The sequence below is a fragment of the Nitrospirota bacterium genome, assembly GCA_040757595.1.
Taxonomy (GTDB): Bacteria; Nitrospirota; Nitrospiria; order Nitrospirales; family Nitrospiraceae; genus JBFLWP01.
Window position 1 is genome coordinate 26,510 of record JBFLWP010000023.1, and the last position, 15,860, is coordinate 42,369.

15 protein-coding genes and 5 pseudogenes are annotated in these 15,860 nt (G+C 63.2%); 5 read left to right on the forward strand and 15 right to left on the reverse strand.

Going from position 1 to position 15,860, the window contains the following annotated elements; genetic code table 11:
• Positions 1–32: 32 nt before the first annotated feature.
• Complete coding sequence (locus tag AB1411_16010) at positions 33–242, reverse strand: hypothetical protein (protein ID MEW6545100.1); 210 nt, start codon at positions 240–242, stop codon at positions 33–35.
• 106 nt (positions 243–348) lie between these two features.
• On the reverse strand, positions 349–543 hold the full coding sequence (locus tag AB1411_16015; GenBank protein ID MEW6545101.1) for a hypothetical protein: 195 nt from the start codon (positions 541–543) through the stop codon (positions 349–351).
• A 497-nt stretch (positions 544–1,040) separates the two neighbouring features.
• On the opposite strand from AB1411_16015, the pseudogene AB1411_16020 reads away from it, so the two are divergent.
• Positions 1,041–1,235: pseudogene (locus tag AB1411_16020) on the forward strand (transposase).
• Positions 1,236–1,684: 449 nt separating this feature from the next.
• On the opposite strand, the gene AB1411_16025 reads toward AB1411_16020, so the two are convergent.
• From AB1411_16025 to AB1411_16085, 13 genes and pseudogenes are all read right to left on the reverse strand, one after another.
• Positions 1,685–2,005 (reverse strand): type II toxin-antitoxin system RelE/ParE family toxin, encoded by a 321-nt coding sequence (locus tag AB1411_16025; protein MEW6545102.1) that lies wholly within the window; start codon positions 2,003–2,005, stop codon positions 1,685–1,687.
• Positions 2,002–2,271 (reverse strand): type II toxin-antitoxin system Phd/YefM family antitoxin, encoded by a 270-nt coding sequence (locus AB1411_16030; GenBank protein ID MEW6545103.1) that lies wholly within the window; start codon positions 2,269–2,271, stop codon positions 2,002–2,004. The genes AB1411_16025 and AB1411_16030 overlap by 4 nt, the downstream gene beginning before the upstream one ends.
• Positions 2,272–2,850: 579 nt before the next feature.
• Positions 2,851–2,961 (reverse strand): annotated as a pseudogene (locus tag AB1411_16035) (type II toxin-antitoxin system HicB family antitoxin).
• Between the two features lie 75 nt (positions 2,962–3,036).
• A complete protein-coding gene (locus AB1411_16040) occupies positions 3,037–4,794 on the reverse strand; it encodes an ankyrin repeat domain-containing protein (protein ID MEW6545104.1) in 1,758 nt (585 codons plus the stop codon).
• A 57-nt stretch (positions 4,795–4,851) separates the two neighbouring features.
• Complete coding sequence (locus tag AB1411_16045; protein MEW6545105.1) at positions 4,852–5,274, reverse strand: transposase; 423 nt, start codon at positions 5,272–5,274, stop codon at positions 4,852–4,854.
• Positions 5,165–5,413 (reverse strand): annotated as a pseudogene (locus AB1411_16050) (transposase). Before AB1411_16050 ends, AB1411_16045 begins: the two are co-directional and overlap by 110 nt.
• Before the next feature lie 44 nt (positions 5,414–5,457).
• Positions 5,458–5,973: pseudogene (locus AB1411_16055) on the reverse strand (transposase).
• A gap of 55 nt (positions 5,974–6,028) precedes the next feature.
• Positions 6,029–6,505, reverse strand: a complete 477-nt coding sequence (locus AB1411_16060; GenBank protein ID MEW6545106.1) for a hypothetical protein — start codon at positions 6,503–6,505, stop codon at positions 6,029–6,031.
• Between the two features lie 40 nt (positions 6,506–6,545).
• Positions 6,546–9,785, reverse strand: a complete 3,240-nt coding sequence (locus AB1411_16065) for a PAS domain S-box protein (protein ID MEW6545107.1) — start codon at positions 9,783–9,785, stop codon at positions 6,546–6,548.
• A 61-nt stretch (positions 9,786–9,846) separates the two neighbouring features.
• The gene (locus AB1411_16070; GenBank protein ID MEW6545108.1) at positions 9,847–10,308 is read right to left on the reverse strand and encodes a response regulator; all 462 of its coding nucleotides are present in this window, start codon (positions 10,306–10,308) and stop codon (positions 9,847–9,849) included.
• A gap of 60 nt (positions 10,309–10,368) precedes the next feature.
• On the reverse strand, positions 10,369–13,008 hold the full coding sequence (locus AB1411_16075; GenBank protein ID MEW6545109.1) for an ATP-binding protein: 2,640 nt from the start codon (positions 13,006–13,008) through the stop codon (positions 10,369–10,371).
• 292 nt (positions 13,009–13,300) lie between these two features.
• Entirely contained in the window at positions 13,301–13,558 is a 258-nt protein-coding gene (locus AB1411_16080) for a response regulator (GenBank protein ID MEW6545110.1), read from the reverse strand.
• Positions 13,559–13,575: 17 nt separating this feature from the next.
• A complete protein-coding gene (locus AB1411_16085; GenBank protein MEW6545111.1) occupies positions 13,576–13,734 on the reverse strand; it encodes a hypothetical protein in 159 nt (52 codons plus the stop codon).
• 81 nt (positions 13,735–13,815) lie between these two features.
• On the opposite strand from AB1411_16085, the pseudogene AB1411_16090 reads away from it, so the two are divergent.
• The 4 genes and pseudogenes from AB1411_16090 to AB1411_16105 all read left to right on the forward strand — a co-directional run bounded on the left by AB1411_16090 (position 13,816) and on the right by AB1411_16105 (position 15,689).
• Positions 13,816–13,971, forward strand: a pseudogene (locus AB1411_16090) (transposase).
• Between the two features lie 21 nt (positions 13,972–13,992).
• Positions 13,993–14,658, forward strand: coding sequence for an IS1595 family transposase (locus AB1411_16095; protein ID MEW6545112.1), 666 nt, complete (start codon positions 13,993–13,995; stop codon positions 14,656–14,658).
• A 249-nt stretch (positions 14,659–14,907) separates the two neighbouring features.
• Complete coding sequence (locus AB1411_16100) at positions 14,908–15,243, forward strand: type II toxin-antitoxin system RelE/ParE family toxin (GenBank protein MEW6545113.1); 336 nt, start codon at positions 14,908–14,910, stop codon at positions 15,241–15,243.
• Positions 15,240–15,689, forward strand: coding sequence for an addiction module antidote protein (locus AB1411_16105; GenBank protein MEW6545114.1), 450 nt, complete (start codon positions 15,240–15,242; stop codon positions 15,687–15,689). The genes AB1411_16100 and AB1411_16105 overlap by 4 nt, the downstream gene beginning before the upstream one ends.
• Positions 15,690–15,860: the final 171 nt, after the last annotated feature.

Here is a 15,860-nt window from a genome sequence, read left to right on the forward strand (position 1 = left end):
AGGGGACAAACAGAGGAACCGCCTGCGAGAAGTCAGCCGGCGTTACGCGCGGCCTGGCGCTGATAGCGGAGCGCGATATCCCGAAACTCATGCTTCGGATAGCTCTCCAACCAGCACCGGACTTTCTCGGGGTATTCCTCCATCAGATCGATGAGCCGACGCCGCACCTTCTTCTGATGCCGGCGATCGGTGGCGTACGTGTGAATGGCAGCCTTCTCTCGCGCAGAGCACCGCATAGCCATGGGCATTCTCCTTGGTTGTAGGGAACGTTGCGTGAACGTACGTGCGTGAAAACAACGGTGGCGATGTCAGAATAGGAAACGACGGGCGCGTGGATGAGCGATGCGCTTACAGATTCGGAAGGAGGGCGGGCAGCAGCGGAATGAGTTCCTGCTCCGTCATGGAGCTCAGCTGCCGAACCGTAACTTCGGGGGCCGGGCTGGAGTGCTTCGGCCAGTATTCCCCGAGATATTCCTTCGCGAACGACGCCAGAGCCGAGGGAGACAGCAAATCCTGTTCTCTTGTGAAATAGCGGGTTTGCATAGAAATCCTCCTTTGTCGTGAAATGGTAAATGACGATGATGAGTCATCGGACGAAATGGAACAGTCAGCGCGTGGAACGGGAGAGCGAGAAGCGCCGAGGACAAAGACTGAACGAAAGGATGCCAGGTGAAAGACGGGAACGGCTAAGCGAGACGGATCGAGGACCGGTCACCGATCAACGAAGGCACGAAAGGGATCGCGGGGGGGGGTGAAATTCGACTCTCAATGGAGTCTACGGCATCAACACTGTCTACTCCTGTATTACGACCGTTTAAGTGACAAAATTTGTCTCTTTGAGATTCTGTTGAAAATTATTTGATTCGCTGGCAGCGGTGTGGGAGAGAGTGATCGGGTTCGCCGATTCTCGGGTACGCCAGGAGGCATTCTGCATGGACGAGAACGGCCCGTTAGGTGCCGAACGCTTTGAAATATAGAGGCTTTCAGCTCAAGACATAGCTGCGGATGCGACGCTCAAAGCGAGGTTTTGAAGTTGCAGCACCAACGCCATCGAGCGGCTGAATGAAGAATTCCGCCGCCGGGTCAAAACCCAAGGGGCCCTGCCGACAGCCCAGACCGCGGAGGGGCTCTTCTATGGCCTGTTGCTCACGGGGCAAATTCGGCTGCGGCGCCTCGATGGGGGGCGCGAGGTGGCGGCGATCCCGGCGGCCTTGGCGACGACGGTGGCCGCGTGAGGGGGATAGCGCAGATCAGGCCGCATGCCGATCGCCTCGTAGAAGGCAAATACGGAGGTCATGATTCAGAGGGAGACGCGGGGAGAAGCCAATTTCAACAGGAATCGGGCCACACCCCCCCCCGGACGGCCCACTACAGCCCGGCGTCAGCACTGTCAAGCAAGCGTATCCCTCGTGATGGAATCTTCAATTCCCTTGCACGCGCCCGCGTTCCGCCGGCGTGAACGACGACGAAGAAATGGCTCTTCCGGAAATCGTGTGGGTTGCCACTTCTTGTATTTTCCAGACCTTCGAAGGCTAACGAACGATTCCGAGCTTTGTAGACCTCAGCTAAGTTTGCTAGGGCAAAACAGCTTGCTCCTCCCCCGCCCCCAAAACCGTCACCGAACCGTCACAAAACCGTCACCAAAAATCCACGTAAATGAGAGGCGGGACGCGGTATTGCTGAGTTACCGAAGGAGGGAGCGAAGGCGGAGCAGTTTTTTCGCTAAGGTGTAAATGTCTTTCTTGCTCCCTTCCTTTCGGATGCCCATCGCGAGCACTTCAACCGTGTTCGTCTCTGCGTGGATCTGATAGACAACCCGGTAGCGCTGTCCGACCGCGCGGAGGCTTCGATACCGGATCAAATCGCCCGTGAGGGCCTTGCCCTGTTTATCCGGTTCCTCGACCAACCGATCAATGCTCTCTCGAAGCTTTTCCTGGATACGGCGGTCCGGCACCGCCCTGAGCATGGCAAGGGCCGAGGGAGTGACCTCGATCCGATAGCTCACAGTTTCAGCTCACGCTTCGCGTCCTCCCAAGGAATGCTCTTCCCAGCTTCGGCTTCGGCCACCCCTTGCCGCAGCGCGGCCATCAGATCCTCGTCCTCCAGAATGTCCAAGGTCTCAACAAGGGATTCGTAGAGGGCCCAGGGCAGAATCGCCAGAACCGGCTTCCCTCGCCGCGTAACGGCAACCGTGGCGGGTGCCTTCGCCAGCCGTTTCGGCAGCGACGTTAACTCGTGTCGAGCTTCAGTGATGGGGATTTCTTTCACCACGGTCTCTGTCCCTCCTCTAGTGTACCTTTACCTGTACAGCAAAAGGGTCAGAAAAGCAACACCGTTCACGACACACGAGTCCGCGAGGGGGAGTCTTCGCCCCCCCTGCCTCCCCCCAGGATGCGCCCGCGTTCCGCCGGCGTGAACGACGACGAAGAAATAGCGCCCCGGCCAGGCTCGGCATCGCCAGTGAGGTTGGTCGTGAGCGGGACCACCAGCGTCGAGGGATGGCCCGCGTCCAGGAGCGCCTGGGCTTGGACGATGAGAACGGGGCGCGTCAGGCATCAGGGGCCCGCTCGATGGCCGCGAATTCGGCGTTCACCCGCAGGCTTTCTTTGCGGACCTTCCGGGAACCGAACGGGAGAAGCAGAGAAGACCGAGGGAACCGGTCATCAATCGTTGGACGTGATATCAGGCCATCTATGATGCGATGAGAGGAATCGGGGCACCGGGGTTCAACCTGGCGCTCCGTCAGACGCTGGAGGCACCATCCGGGAAGGACGCACTCAGCACCGCGACGGGGGGAAATCGATGCGGAGGAGAAACCGGCAGGGGCCCCGACCAACAACGGTTCGCAGCTTACGCGAGCATCAACCGATGTCCCTTCGGTTCAGGGACCGGATGGCCGAACTCCTTCGCGGTGTCAATCCAGAGGCGTATGGCATCGTTCGCATTCGCGAGAGCGACTTCCTGACCTCACCTATCGGCTCGCCTCCTCCCGGTCTTGAAGCCGTCCAGTTTCGCCTACGCTGGTCTGCAAGAACTTCACGGACTTCCGCGCTCAAGGAGGCGCCCACCGCCTTTCTTGAGCAGATCAGGGCTTGCCAGCAGCTGCGGCGTCTGCTCCATGTTGTATTGCCTTCGCGCCACCCGCTGCACGTTCGGCTTCACATATTCGAACAGCTCCGCAAGCTCGATTGCGCCATCCTTGTCCAGATCGCCCTCACCCTGCAGACCCTTGAGCAAAAAATAGGTAAGCAGCCCATGCCCCTGCTCCAGATAGGTGTTAGAGATCTGGGAGCCGGAGCTCGCCGCCAAGACGACGACCTTGCCGGCGGCTAGCACCGGGTTCTCAACGGAAATGACCATGGGCCGGGAGCCCTTGGCAAGCACCGAACGCCCTCCGGCTCCGGAGAAGCAGGAGTCCAGCACTACCGTGATGTCTTTGGCCGGCAGCTTGTCCAGCGCCGCGTAGAGCCGCTTGAGGGGAAAGCCGGTTGAGTCCACAAAGTTAGGGTCCCCGTCGTAGGGCACCAAGTAGGCGTCGCCGGTCCTGGGGTTGGGCGCCCCATGTCCGGAGTAGTAGACAAAGACCGACCCGTCTTTCTCCACGTTGTTCCGCAGCCACTCCTCGAAATACTTTTCCAGATCGGTCTTGGCCGCCTTCTCGTTGAGCCGGACGACGACATTCTCCTCCGGATAACCCAACACCTTTACCAGATAGTCACCCATTAACCTGGCGTCACGGTCGGCGAAGTCCGCCTTGGGAAGCTTCTCGCGGTACTGCTCGATGCCTATGACCACGGCATAGACGTGTGGTCTCATTACGGCCTTCGCAGGCGGGAGCCGATCTACATCACTGAGGGAACCCGTCGGCCGGGACGGTGGGGTGACGCCTTCGATACCAACTGCAGGAGACTTTACTCCTGCTAAATATGCAGCCTCTGCCTGCTGGAGAATCCGAATGAGCGTGGTGTTGCCCCCCTCCTGCGCCACCATCAGCGGAGTCTTTGCCTCACGGTCCGATTCAAGGGGATCCGCTCCGTGTTCGAGCAGAAGCGCCACCACACGCACCTTGCCGTAATACACCGCAAGGTGCAAGGGAGTTCTCGCACCGTTATTCTTGGCCTTCACATTAGCACCGCGCTCCAGTAAGAGAGCGGCCACATCAAGATGCCCGGCCGCGGCAGCCGCGTGCAACGGTGTCCAACCTCCTCCGATACCCGCTTGACTATCTTTCAGGTTTACATCTGCGCCGCGGTTCAGCAAGACTTTCGCAACCTCAAGGTTCCCGCTTCTCGATGCTTCCATTAACAACGTCGAGCCAAACGCGTCCCTTTGATTCGCATTGAGACCCCGGTCAAGCAATAGGCTCATCACCTCAGTATTTATATTTCCGCACACCGACTCACCTCGTATTTGAGCCCCCCTGTCAAGCAAGAGTCTGACCACTTCCACATGACCCGCACTCGTTGCATCGCACAGCGGCGGAGGACCGGAGTCCCCCGTGCTCGAGCGCCTCTCATTGACCTTTGCCCCGTGGTCCAACAGAAGCCGCACTATGTCTGTTTGGCCTTGACGACTCGCCACATTCAAGGGTTTACGGCCATACCCATCATCTGCCTCGACATCCGCCCCGTGATCTAGCAACGTGCGCACGCGCTCGATATTTCCGTCTGTGACAGCCGCGACCAACTGCGCGCCGGTTGGCCTGGGCGTCACACAGCCGCTCAAAGGCAACAGTAGGCTACCGCTGATGAGAGCGCTGAGGGATACCTTGCTTGTGAGGGTCATCGTCTTCATCGCTTTCGGGGAATTTGATACTCCCCCGAGGTCTTGTCAAGAGGTGTGGAAATGGAATCAGGCGGCGACCTCCTTCGGCGTGGCCGGTTGCTGCACGCCATTGACGAATCGGACGCCGACGTGGACCAGCGGCAGGAGCTCCGGCGCATTGAGCCGTCGGAAGGACTGTTCGGCGACTTGGAGCAGCTTCCAGATCAACGCCGTGGCGGACTCGACCCGTTTGTCCCGCTTGGCCGCGGTGGTCCGCAGCCGGACCGCCGCAAACGGCGACTCGACCACGTTCGTCGTGCGCAGATGCCGCCAGTGCTCCCGCGGGAACGGATAAAACGTGACGAGCCGCTCCCAGTCATGGCCTAGCCGCGCGACGGCTTTAGGCGCCAGCGGTCGGAATCCGCTGGCTGAACTGGGCCCGGCGCCGCTCGCACGCAGCCTGCGTCTCGGCATACGGCATGGCCCTGAGCAAGGCCTTCGCCTCCCCATGGAGTGTCTTGGGCAGAGCGTCCAGCACGTTGAGGATCCGGTGGTTCCAACAGCGCTGCTCGACCGCCGTGGGTTGTTGTTCGGCCAGGGCCGCCCAGATCCCGAGATGGCCATCGGCCACCGTACAGCGCCAGGGCTGGAGCCCCCGCGCCCGTCAGGGACGCTCACCGCATACTTGGCCAGCGTCGCGTGCATCCGATTCTTCAACTGCGTCCGCTGCCGCACCAACACCATCCGCGTCCGCGGCAGGTCGCGCTGGTCGCGCAACGCCCCCGGGGGGATCCAGACGGTCGGCAGGGTGCCGGTGCGCTGGAGCCGATTGAGCCCGCGTGCGTCCAGCTTGTCCGTTTTGTTGAACATCCCCATCATCAGCTTCGCCTTGCGCGCGTGCACCAGCTGCGGTACCATCCCCGCCGCCTCAATCTCCTCCACACTCCAATACCAACTCCCGATCGTCTCCACGGCAACCGGAGAACCCCGGTCACACCCTTGCAAAAACTCCTGCAGTGCGCCCCGTTCGTGGGGGGACGCGCGCCTCTCGGGCGGGCCCACCAGTCGCTGGTTCCACAGACGCCAGCGTGTAATGCTTATGCGAGTCGAACGCGATATACTGCATGCTGCGCCTCCCTCCTGCAGCGTCGCCGCGGTTGATTCCCCAACGCAGGATACCACCTGCGTGAGGGAGGCGCGCACCTTCATAACATCACATCTTTTGGTTATATCTCCCCGTGCTTAGGCGTCACCGTTCACGCATCTATCCGATCGCGGCCGCGTCTCCGTGCGTGTCCAGGACATGACCAAAGAGGGTGAGTCTGCCGATCAACCGGCAGACATGCGGGGTGATCACGACCGGCTGTCCGGTATGGGCATGGAACTGACCGCTCAGAATATGCACGCTGGTGCGGTCCACGCGGACCACGTCAAGCACGACTTCCTGGGTGGTGCTATCCGTGATGGTGAGTCTGGCCGGTTCTTGGAGGAGGAAGTCTTCTGGCGGCCGCACGCTCACGGCGAAGCGATCCTTTTCATTGAGGACCCAGGCATTGCGTCGGAGATGGGCGATCTGGGCGCCCTTGGCGGTATAGAGGTCCATCGTCAGCCACAGCCGAGCGGGCGAGGCATCGAGTTCCAGCACGAGTTGCTCTTTGCCTCGTACTTTCAGGATCCCGTTCGTGTTGCGGAAGACGTTGGAGCCTATTCGAAGATCCATCGTCTGAATCTGCGCTCCCATGGTCCTCTCCAAGACGTGGTCTGCCCTGCGCGAGACCATCTTACCGATTGAGCACCTCACGGATCTTGGCCGTGAGGGCGGCCGGCGTGAAGGGCTTCTGGATCAGGGCAATGCCGGGTTCCAACACCCCATGACGCGCGATCGCATCACTCGTGTATCCGGACATATAGAGCACCTTCATGTCCGGTCGCTGCGGGGTCAGACGATGGGCCAGCTCACGACCGCTCATCCCCGGCATGACCACATCGGTGAGCAAGAGGTGGATCGGCGCCTCATGGCGGGCGCTGATGGCCAGCGCCTCGTCGCCATGGCGGGCTTCGAGCACCCGGTAGCCCGCACTCTTCAGCGCCTCCCCTAAGAGCTCTCGGACAGCATCCTCGTCCTCGACCAAGAGGACGGTCTCAGAGCCTGCAACGGGTTCCCCGGGGCGTTCTGACGGCGCGATTCGGTCTGGCTGGCCTGAGACCCGTGGCAGGTAGACCGTGAAGGTCGTGCCCTGCCCTGGCGCGCTGTGCACGGTAATGGCGCCCCCGCTCTGCGTCACGATCCCGTAGACGCTCGCCAGCCCGAGTCCCGTTCCCTGTCCCTGTGCCTTCGTAGTAAAGAACGGCTCGAAAATGCGGGCCTGGGTCTCGGCGTCCATGCCGTGGCCCGTGTCGGTGACCGCCAGCGACACATAGGGGCCGGGTGGGACCTCACCGAGAGATTTGGCCTGGCCGGTGTCCAGCTCGACGTTCGCCGTGGTGATCGTCAGCGTCCCACCATCCGGCATGGCGTCGCGGGCGTTGAGGACCAGGTTCATGATGACCTGCTCGATCTGGGCCTGGTCGGCCTGCACGCATCCGAGCCCGGGGTCGCGCACGTTTGCCAAGTGGATGTGCTCCCCGATGAGCCGCTGGAGCATCGTGCTCATGGCCGTCACGCAGTCGTTGAGACTCAGCACCCGGGGTTCCAGCACCTGCCTTCGGCCGAACGCCAGCAATTGATGGGTTAGCGCGGCCGCCCGGTCCCCGGCTTTCTGGATTTCCAGTGGCAAACGGCGCAGCGGATGGTCCGCCCCGAGCTGCCGCACCAGGGCCGCACTGTATCCGTTGATGACCGTCAGCAGGTTGTTGAAATCGTGGGCGATGCCGCCTGCCAGCCGGCCGATGGCCTCCAGTTTCTGCGCCTGCCACAGCTGGGCATGAAGGGCGGCTTCACGTTGCCGACGACGATCACTATCGAGGAGGACCCCGGCCGCCTGCGTCAGAAACTCCAGGGTGGCTTGCTCCGCCTCCGTGTACCCGCCCGGCCGATTCGCGACGCCGATCATGCCGACCACCTCCGGTCCGTGCAGGATGGGCACGCCGAGAAAGGCGTGGAGGGGCGGATGCCCAGCGGGGAGTCCTTTCGCCCGGGGATCCTGCTGCGGGGCGTTTGACAGGACCGTCGTCCCGGTGGTGATGACCCGACCGAACAAATTGTCGAGCGTCGTGAACTCCAGGTAGCCCACGGTCTGATAGGTGCGTAACGCCTGCTCGTAGAATGCGCGGTTGACCTCCCGGTCCCACCCGATGCCTTCGTGGGCGAGGATGCGCAGCACCGGCCCATCCGCAACAATTCCCACAAACCCGGATTCGCTGCGGGTCAGCCTCATCGCCGCCCGTAAGAACCGCAGGCTGGCGGCCCGCCAATCTCCATCCTCTAAGAACTTCGTCATGGCGTCGCTGACCGCCTGGACCTGGTCGGTTTTGGCCTGCAGCGCCTGCTCGGTGCGGACTCGGTCGGTGATGTCGTAACAGGACCCGATGTATCCGGCAAACCGGCCGTCGAGATCATGGTAGGGACGCCCCACGTCCAGGAGCCACCGATAGGTGCCATCGTACCGGCGCAGGCGGTATTCCATTTCAAAGGGCCGGCGCGCCTGGAAGGCCTCCTGGTACGTGGCGCGGCACCGACGTTCGTCCTCCGGATGGACGCCTTCGGCCCAGCCGTCGCCGAGCTCCTGCTCCAAGGCCCGACCAGTGAAGGCCAACCAGCTCGTGTTGAAGTAATCGCACCGGGCATCGACCCCTGATCGCCAGATCGGCGTGGGAAAGTCGTCGAAGAGATGCCAGACAAAATCGCGCGAGCGCGCGAGGCTTTGCTCGGCCTGTCGTTGCTGGGTGATGTCACGCATGCTCCAGACCCGCCCGACCGCCTGAGGGCCCAGGCGCCGGACGAGCGCGGCCACTTCCACGGTTCTCCCGTCCTTCACGGTCCAGACCGTCCGGCTCTCGGCCTCGGGATGGGAGGCGAGGTGCTGCGCCTGCGCAAGAAAGTCCCCCTGGTCCTGCAAGTGCGCGGCCACCAGCTCCAGCACGCGGGTCCCGTCCCCGGTTGCCAGCACGGGCTCGGGAATGGACCACATCTCGAAGAATCTCCGATTCCCGTTCTCGATCATCCCGCGATGATCGAGCACGAGGATCCCATCCGTGGCCGCTTCCAGCGTCGCGCGAAGGAGCGACAGCGTGTGCGCGAGGTCCCGGTCCGTCTGCTTGCGGGCCGTACAGTCCCGGGCGATGCCGGCGGTGGCGTGGAAGCGGCGCTGGCGATCGTAGACTCCGGCGGCACTGACTTCGAAATCCCGGGCGGTGCCGGCCTTGGTCAGGAGTCGGACATCCAGACGGCGGGTCGCCCGGATCCCGGTCCGCCGCTCATGAAACTGGCGACCGCAACGGGGAAAGTCCTCCGGGTGAAAGAATCGGGAGTAGTGCGTCCCGAGGACCTCCTCGGGCTGGTACCCGAGGATGGAGGTCACGGCCGCGCTGATGTAGCGGAAACAGCCCGCCTCATCCAGCTCATAGACGATATCGGTCATGTTCTCGATGAGGCGGCGGTAGCGGTCCTCCGTGCGCGCCAGCAGGAAGCGCAGGTGGCGCTTGTCCAGCACCTCCCGGACCACCAGGGGGACTTCCAGGAGGAGATTGCGGGACTTGGCCAGGTAGTAGTCGGCGCCGGCCCGCATCGCCTGCACCGCCACATGCTCGTCGCCGTGGCCGGTCAGCATGATGAGGCCGGCGTCAGGGGCCAGTTGCCTGAACTCTGGGAGCGCCTCCAACCCGCTCTGCCCGGGGAGCTTGTTATCCAACAGGATCAACGTCACGTCCAGGCGCGCGACCTTGGCCAGCCCCTCTTCTGCCGAGCGGGCGACTTCAATGGCACACCCTGGGCATTCTTCCGACAGGGCGAGGGTCGCGAGCTCGATGTCATCCGGCTGATCGTCCACGATCAGCACTCGTTCGCCGTGCGTCTCAGTCATTGCACCGTCTCGTGGTGGCCTGGTCGTGCGTCTGCGCTCGGGGCTCCGACGTGACGGGCGGTTACGCACCCGGGCCGCCGCCGCGCCCGTTCAGGACCGGCGGGGTGTTGGTGAGCACCCAGTAGAGTTCTAGCGTCTTGATCGTCTCAATGAACTTTTCGAACAGGACGGGCTTCTGGATATAGGAGTTCACCCCCAGGTCGTAGGAACGGACGATGTCCTCGTCCCGCTTGGAGGTCGTGAGCACCACGACCGGAATGCGCCGCAAAATGGGTTCCTGCTTGATCCGCTGGAGGACCTGGATGCCGTCCACGAGGGGCAGCCGGAGGTCCAGCAGGATCAGGCCGGGCAGTCTGGCCGGCGGCGTCGGGGTCGGGCCTGCGCCGAAGAGATATCGTATGGCAGCCTCCCCATCCCGGATCACGGTCAACTGATTGACCACCTTCCCGGCGCTCAACGCTTCTTGGGTCAGTTCGATGTCGTCTTGGTTGTCTTCGACCAGGAGAATGTCCACGGATTCCATTGTCACAGTGCTCCTTCTCGCCCCGTCGGTCGGTTGTTGCGTCCAAGGACTGCAGGAGGGTCATGGACCTGATGAGCTGGAATCGTCCTGTGCGCGATCGGCGGGCTCGCCTCCTTCAGGCACGCGAGGAATCGTGAAGAAGAAGGTGCTGCCCTGGCCCTCGACCGACTCCACCCAGATCCGGCCCCGATGAAAGTCCACGATCCGCTTCGCGATGGCCAGGCCGATCCCCGTGCCTTCATACTGCTCCGGCAGGTGGAGTCGGCGGAATAACTGGAAGATCTGGTCATGAAAGCGCGAGGGAATGCCGATCCCCTGGTCCCGGACCCAGAAGGTGGCCGTCCCGTCCTCCGCGCGGCCGCCCACGGTGATCCGCGGCGGCTCCCCGGGTCTCACGTACTTGATCGCGTTCGTCAGCAGGTTCTGCCAGACCTGCGCCAAGCGGACCCGATCGCCCCAGACGTCCGGCAGCGTCCCTTCGTAGCGCAGCTCGGCCCCGTGCCTCTGCAGCGATTCGCCGAGCTCCGCCCGGACCTGGCCGACCACCTGCTCCATGCGGACCATCTCGAAGGGATGGGTGATCCGCTCGATCCGGGAGTATTCCAGGAGATCGTTGATCAGATTCGCCATTCGCCTGCTGCCGGACTGGATGCGGGCGAGATAATGCCGCTCTCGCTCATCCAGCCGTCCCGCTGTCCGCTTGAGGAGCAGCTCGGCAAAGCCGTGGATGCCCCGTAGGGGCGTCTGGAGATCATGCGAAACGGCATAGACGAAGCTCTCCAGTTCCGCGTTGCTCGTCCGGAGGGCGGCCTCCAATCGTTTGGCGGCCGTGATGTCCTTGCTGAGGCCGACGGTGCCCAGCGGCCGACCCTCAGGATCCCGGTGGGGCGAGAGGGTCAGGCTGATCGTCACCGGACGGCCGTCCTTGGCGCGGAGCCGGACCTCCCGGCCGACGACATGGCCCGTTGCCTCCAACTCGGCCAGGACCGCCTGCCGCTCCTGGGGGTCCCCATACAGGTCCGCGATCGGCGTGCCAAGCACCTCGGCTGCCGCATAGCCCAGCACCTGCTCCGCCCCCCGGTTGAACCGGGTGATCCGTCCCTCTCGATCGGTGAAGATGATGAGGTCCGGCGAATGGTCCAGCACGTTCGCCAGTTGCGCCTGGGCCGCCCGGTGCTGCGCTTCGGCCTGGCGCACCTCGTCCAGCAGCCGGACATTCTCGATCACGACGCCAGCCTGGGCCGCCAGCGCCGCGATCACCTGCGCGTCGGTCTCGGTGAACTCCTCCGTCCCCTGTTTCTCCGTGAGGTAGAGCTGTCCAAAGGGCTGGCCATGGGCCCGGATCACGACCCCCAGGAAGGACCGCATGGGCGGGTGATGGGGTGGGAACCCCACCGACGCCGGATGATGCGTGAGATCCGTCAGACGCAGGACGGAGCCGTCGGGTGGGAGGGCTCCCAACAGCCCCCGGCCCGTGGGGAGCCCGCCAATCGCCCGCTGGGTGGCGTCATCCATCCCGGAGACGATGAACGGGGGGAGTCGGGGATCGCCGGACTGGGGCAATGCGAGGGCGGCATACCGCGCCCCCGTCAGGTTCCGGGCCGCCTCCGTGATCTGCGACAGCAGGCGTTCCAAGTTGGGCTCGGCCGTGAGCGTCCGCGCCGTCTCGATCAAGGTCTGCAGCGCGGCGGCCCGTTCCTCGCTGACACGCACGGACGCCGTTAAGGCCTGGCTGGTCTCGTGCAGCGCCCGCTCTTCCCGCACCAACCACCGCACCGCCCACACCCCGAAGCCGGTCAGCGGCGCCACCACGAGCAGGCCGATGCCGCCCACCCGCCAGATGAGGCGGTCGATCGGCGCGTAGACGGCCGCGCGGTCCAGCCGCGCCAGGACGGTCCAGTCCAAGCCAAGGAAGCGGCCATAGCCGTGCGTCCGGGCATAGCCGGTCACGACCGGGACCCGGCGGCGGACATGCAATTCCTCCACAAAGCCGGACTGTCCCGCTCGCGCCTCCGCGGCTAGCCTGGCGGAGGGGAGCCCCTCTTCCAGCAGGTTCACCGGGCCTCCTGATTGAGGGGTCCGCTCCGTGATCACCGTGCCCTGACGATCCAGAAGCACCCAGTCATAGGGATGCCCCGCTTCCGCGGCCAGCCGACTCACCTGGTCCAGGAAGCGGCGCAGAACGTCCAGCGAGATCCGGCTGCTCACCACCCCGCGGATCTCCCCATGTGGTCCACGGATGGGGGCGGAAAACGAAAGGGTCCCCGGCTGCCCACTCCCCGGAGCCAGCGAGGGGCCTTCGACCACCGGAGCGGGCACGGATCGCCGTCCCGCGACAAACCAGGCTTCCTGGCTCGCATCCCGGTCCAGTCGGCTCGAATCGGTGGAGGCCCGAACCCGCCCAGTGGCATCGGCGAGGTCGATCCAGGCGTAGTACCCGTAGGCGTCGCGCGCGAGCCGCAAGGCCGTCGCTTGCTCAGCCGACGTGCCGGCGTGCAACGCCGGATGCTCGGCCAAGAGCTGGATGTCGCCCACCCGTTCGAACAGGAACCGGTCTAGGGCCTCGGCGGTGCTGACCGCGCGACCGGCCAAGGCCGTCCCCCAGTCACGCACCAGCGCGGCCCGGACTGCGGCCAGCACATAGAGCCCCAACGCGACCCCGACGGTAAAGCAGACGAGGAGGATCACGGGGAGGGTCACGCCAGACCACCGATGACGGTCCCGGGGAAGAGTGGGGGCGAGACCTCCTATGCGTGTATCGACGGAGCGGAGGATCATCAATGTGGCCGTACCTTCTCGCACATCGCTCAAACCTCTGTCAACACGAGGCAGGCCAGTGTCCCGCTCGGATCCACCAACGCACACCAACGGGACACAATGGAGCGAACCAGGCGATGGGACGTGGTCACGCCAGCCTCGTCACCGAGTCCCTTGCCCGCGTAGCGTCTCCATCCCCACCGCGGGGACCGGGCGTCGCGCCCGCGCGTGACCGTCAGGGGAAGCGTTCCGTGCCAGGACACGTCGCCGCTCCACTGGACAGACCAGGCGGAAGCGGCTGGCCCTTCAAGACGCGTTGGACGACGTCCTGTAGCGTCGCGAGGCGAACCGGCTTGTTAAGGAACGCCGTGACCCCATACCGGGCCGCACTAGTTCTGGTCGTCCAATCGCTGCAGGCGGTCACCAAGAGGATCGGCCGGTGTGGGATCATCGTGCAAAGCCATTCCAAGTACGCGAAACTCCCGCCGAGCATCTTCAAATCCGTGATAATCAGGGCCGGCGGCGATTCCCGCACCACCGCAAGGCCTCGTCCCCGCTGTGGGCTTCGAGGAACCGGCTGGCGAGCCCCTTGAGCGCGTCGCCGATTACCTGTCGCATGGCCGGATCATCGTCCGCCACGAGCACCACGGGGTTGTCTGCTTGCACCATCTCCTCTCCCTGTCCTGGATGCGCGAGGCTCGTCGAGATAGGTGATTGTAAAGCATCTGGCACCAGAATTAGGCTGGTGCCATGCGCGTTCGAGCCTTTGAAGCCCTGATTCGGAGCGAGGCCGCGGCCCTCCGAGTCCTGCGGCGGAAGCGGTACAAAAACGGGCGGCTCATTTGTCACGCGTGTGCGAGCCGCACCGTCTATCGGTTGAGCCGTGGACGCATTCGGTGTGGACGCTGCCGCTACACCTTCGGCATCTTGACCGGGACCTGGGTCGGACAGGCGCGGATTCCGCTGACGACCTGGCTGTGGCTGGTCAAGTTGTTTGAACTGGAAGTCACGGCCCGACAGGCGGCGATCCAGACCGGGGTGAGTTACCCGACGGCGCTCGGCATCTTCACCACGATCCGCCGGGCGCTGATCGCGCAAGAATATCCTGAGTTGTTGCGGGGGGAGGTCGAGGCCGACGAATCGTACTTCGGCGGACGACGCAAGGGCCGCCGTGGGCGCGGCGCCGCCGGCAACGTGTCCGTCTTTGGCATCCTGGAGCGGCGTGGACGGGGCTCGGTCACCGTGGTGCCGAATGTCACGGCCCAGACACTCCTGCAGGAGACGGTCAAGATCGTCAAGCGCGGCACGTTGGTATACACGGATAAAGTTCGCGGCTATGATACGCTCACATTCTGCGGGTATCGCCGTCTTGCGGTCAACCACAGCACACGGTTCACACGGGGCAAAGTCCATATCAACGGCCTTGAAGGCTTCTGGAGTTACGCGAAGGGGAAGCGGCTCAAGCACCATGGCGTCTCGCCCCAGAAATTCCCCTTGTACTTGTATGAAATGCAATTCCGGTACAATCATCGGCACGAGGACCTCTTTCAATTACTCCTCAATGCCCTCACGAAACCGGTGCCAGATGTTTGATGATCACCTTTTGGTTATACCTCGGGAGAGACGCCTGGATGTCATCGAGTTTGTCCTCATTGCGAAAGCTGTTTCAGCCGATCCCTGTCTGTTAATGCGGCGGATTCAAGCTTCATAGGCTCCTTCTTCCTGCACTTCTGCAGGCCGCTCACGAAGACCCTACCTGGGTTCGAGCCGTTGCTTCCTCAGCACGACGACCACAAATTGTAGTTGCCAGTGGTGTAGCATATAAGCTATAATGCTGCCTGTATGGAGCCGGGGCCTAGGACCCTTGAGTTTTACGTGACAGAGAGTGGCAAGGCTCCCTTTGCTCTATGGGTGGATAGCCTGCGCGATAAACACGCCCGGGCCACCATTCACCGTCGGTTGGCTCGTGTTCGCCTGGGGCTTCTTGGAGATTACAAGTCCGTAGGCGACGGGGTGTACGAATTTCGGATCGATACCGGGCCGGGCTATCGCGTCTACTTCGCGTTTGCGGGCCGGGCTGTCATTCTGCTGCTCTGCGGGGGCGAGAAACACTCCCAGGCGGCCGATATTGAAAAAGCCAAGTCGTACTGGCGCGACTACCAGGAGAGATCACCATGAGCACCGCGATCAAAATGCGGGGTCCCCACAAGACCAAGGTCCCAGCCAGCCAACCCTATGAGCCCTGGCTGAAAGAACGGCTGGCTGCCGATCCCCAGGAGGCCAAGCTGTATCTTGAGGCCGCGATGGAGGATGACGATCCACGGGTCTTCCTTCTGGCTTTGAAGGATGTCGCGGATGCCTACGGCGGCATGGGGAGACTGGCTCAGGCGACGGGTTTGAATCGAGAGAACCTGTATCGGATGCTGTCCGCAAAAGGCAACCCGGAGCTGGCCAGCCTCTCGCGCGTGTTGCAGGCGCTCGGACTCCGGTTGAAGGTGGAACCGGTCGACCGCGCGCGCTTCCGATCCGCCCGGCTTCTGAAGAACGTTCGACGGAGCGGCTGGCCTAGGAAGTCCGCAGCCCGACGTGGCGGCCGCCGGCCAGCAAAACCGGTTCTTGCCTGATACCGCGGGCCCCTCTACTGTGGACTGGGTTTGAGAAGAAAGTTGCTGTCCTCCTTCGAGTCTGGTCCCGTTGCGGGAGCCCGTCCTCCTCGCCGGAGTCGCCTTGAAGAATCAGTTCAATTTGACCTTTCTGACTCAATCGGATAAAATGTCTTCCATGAAAGGCCATGC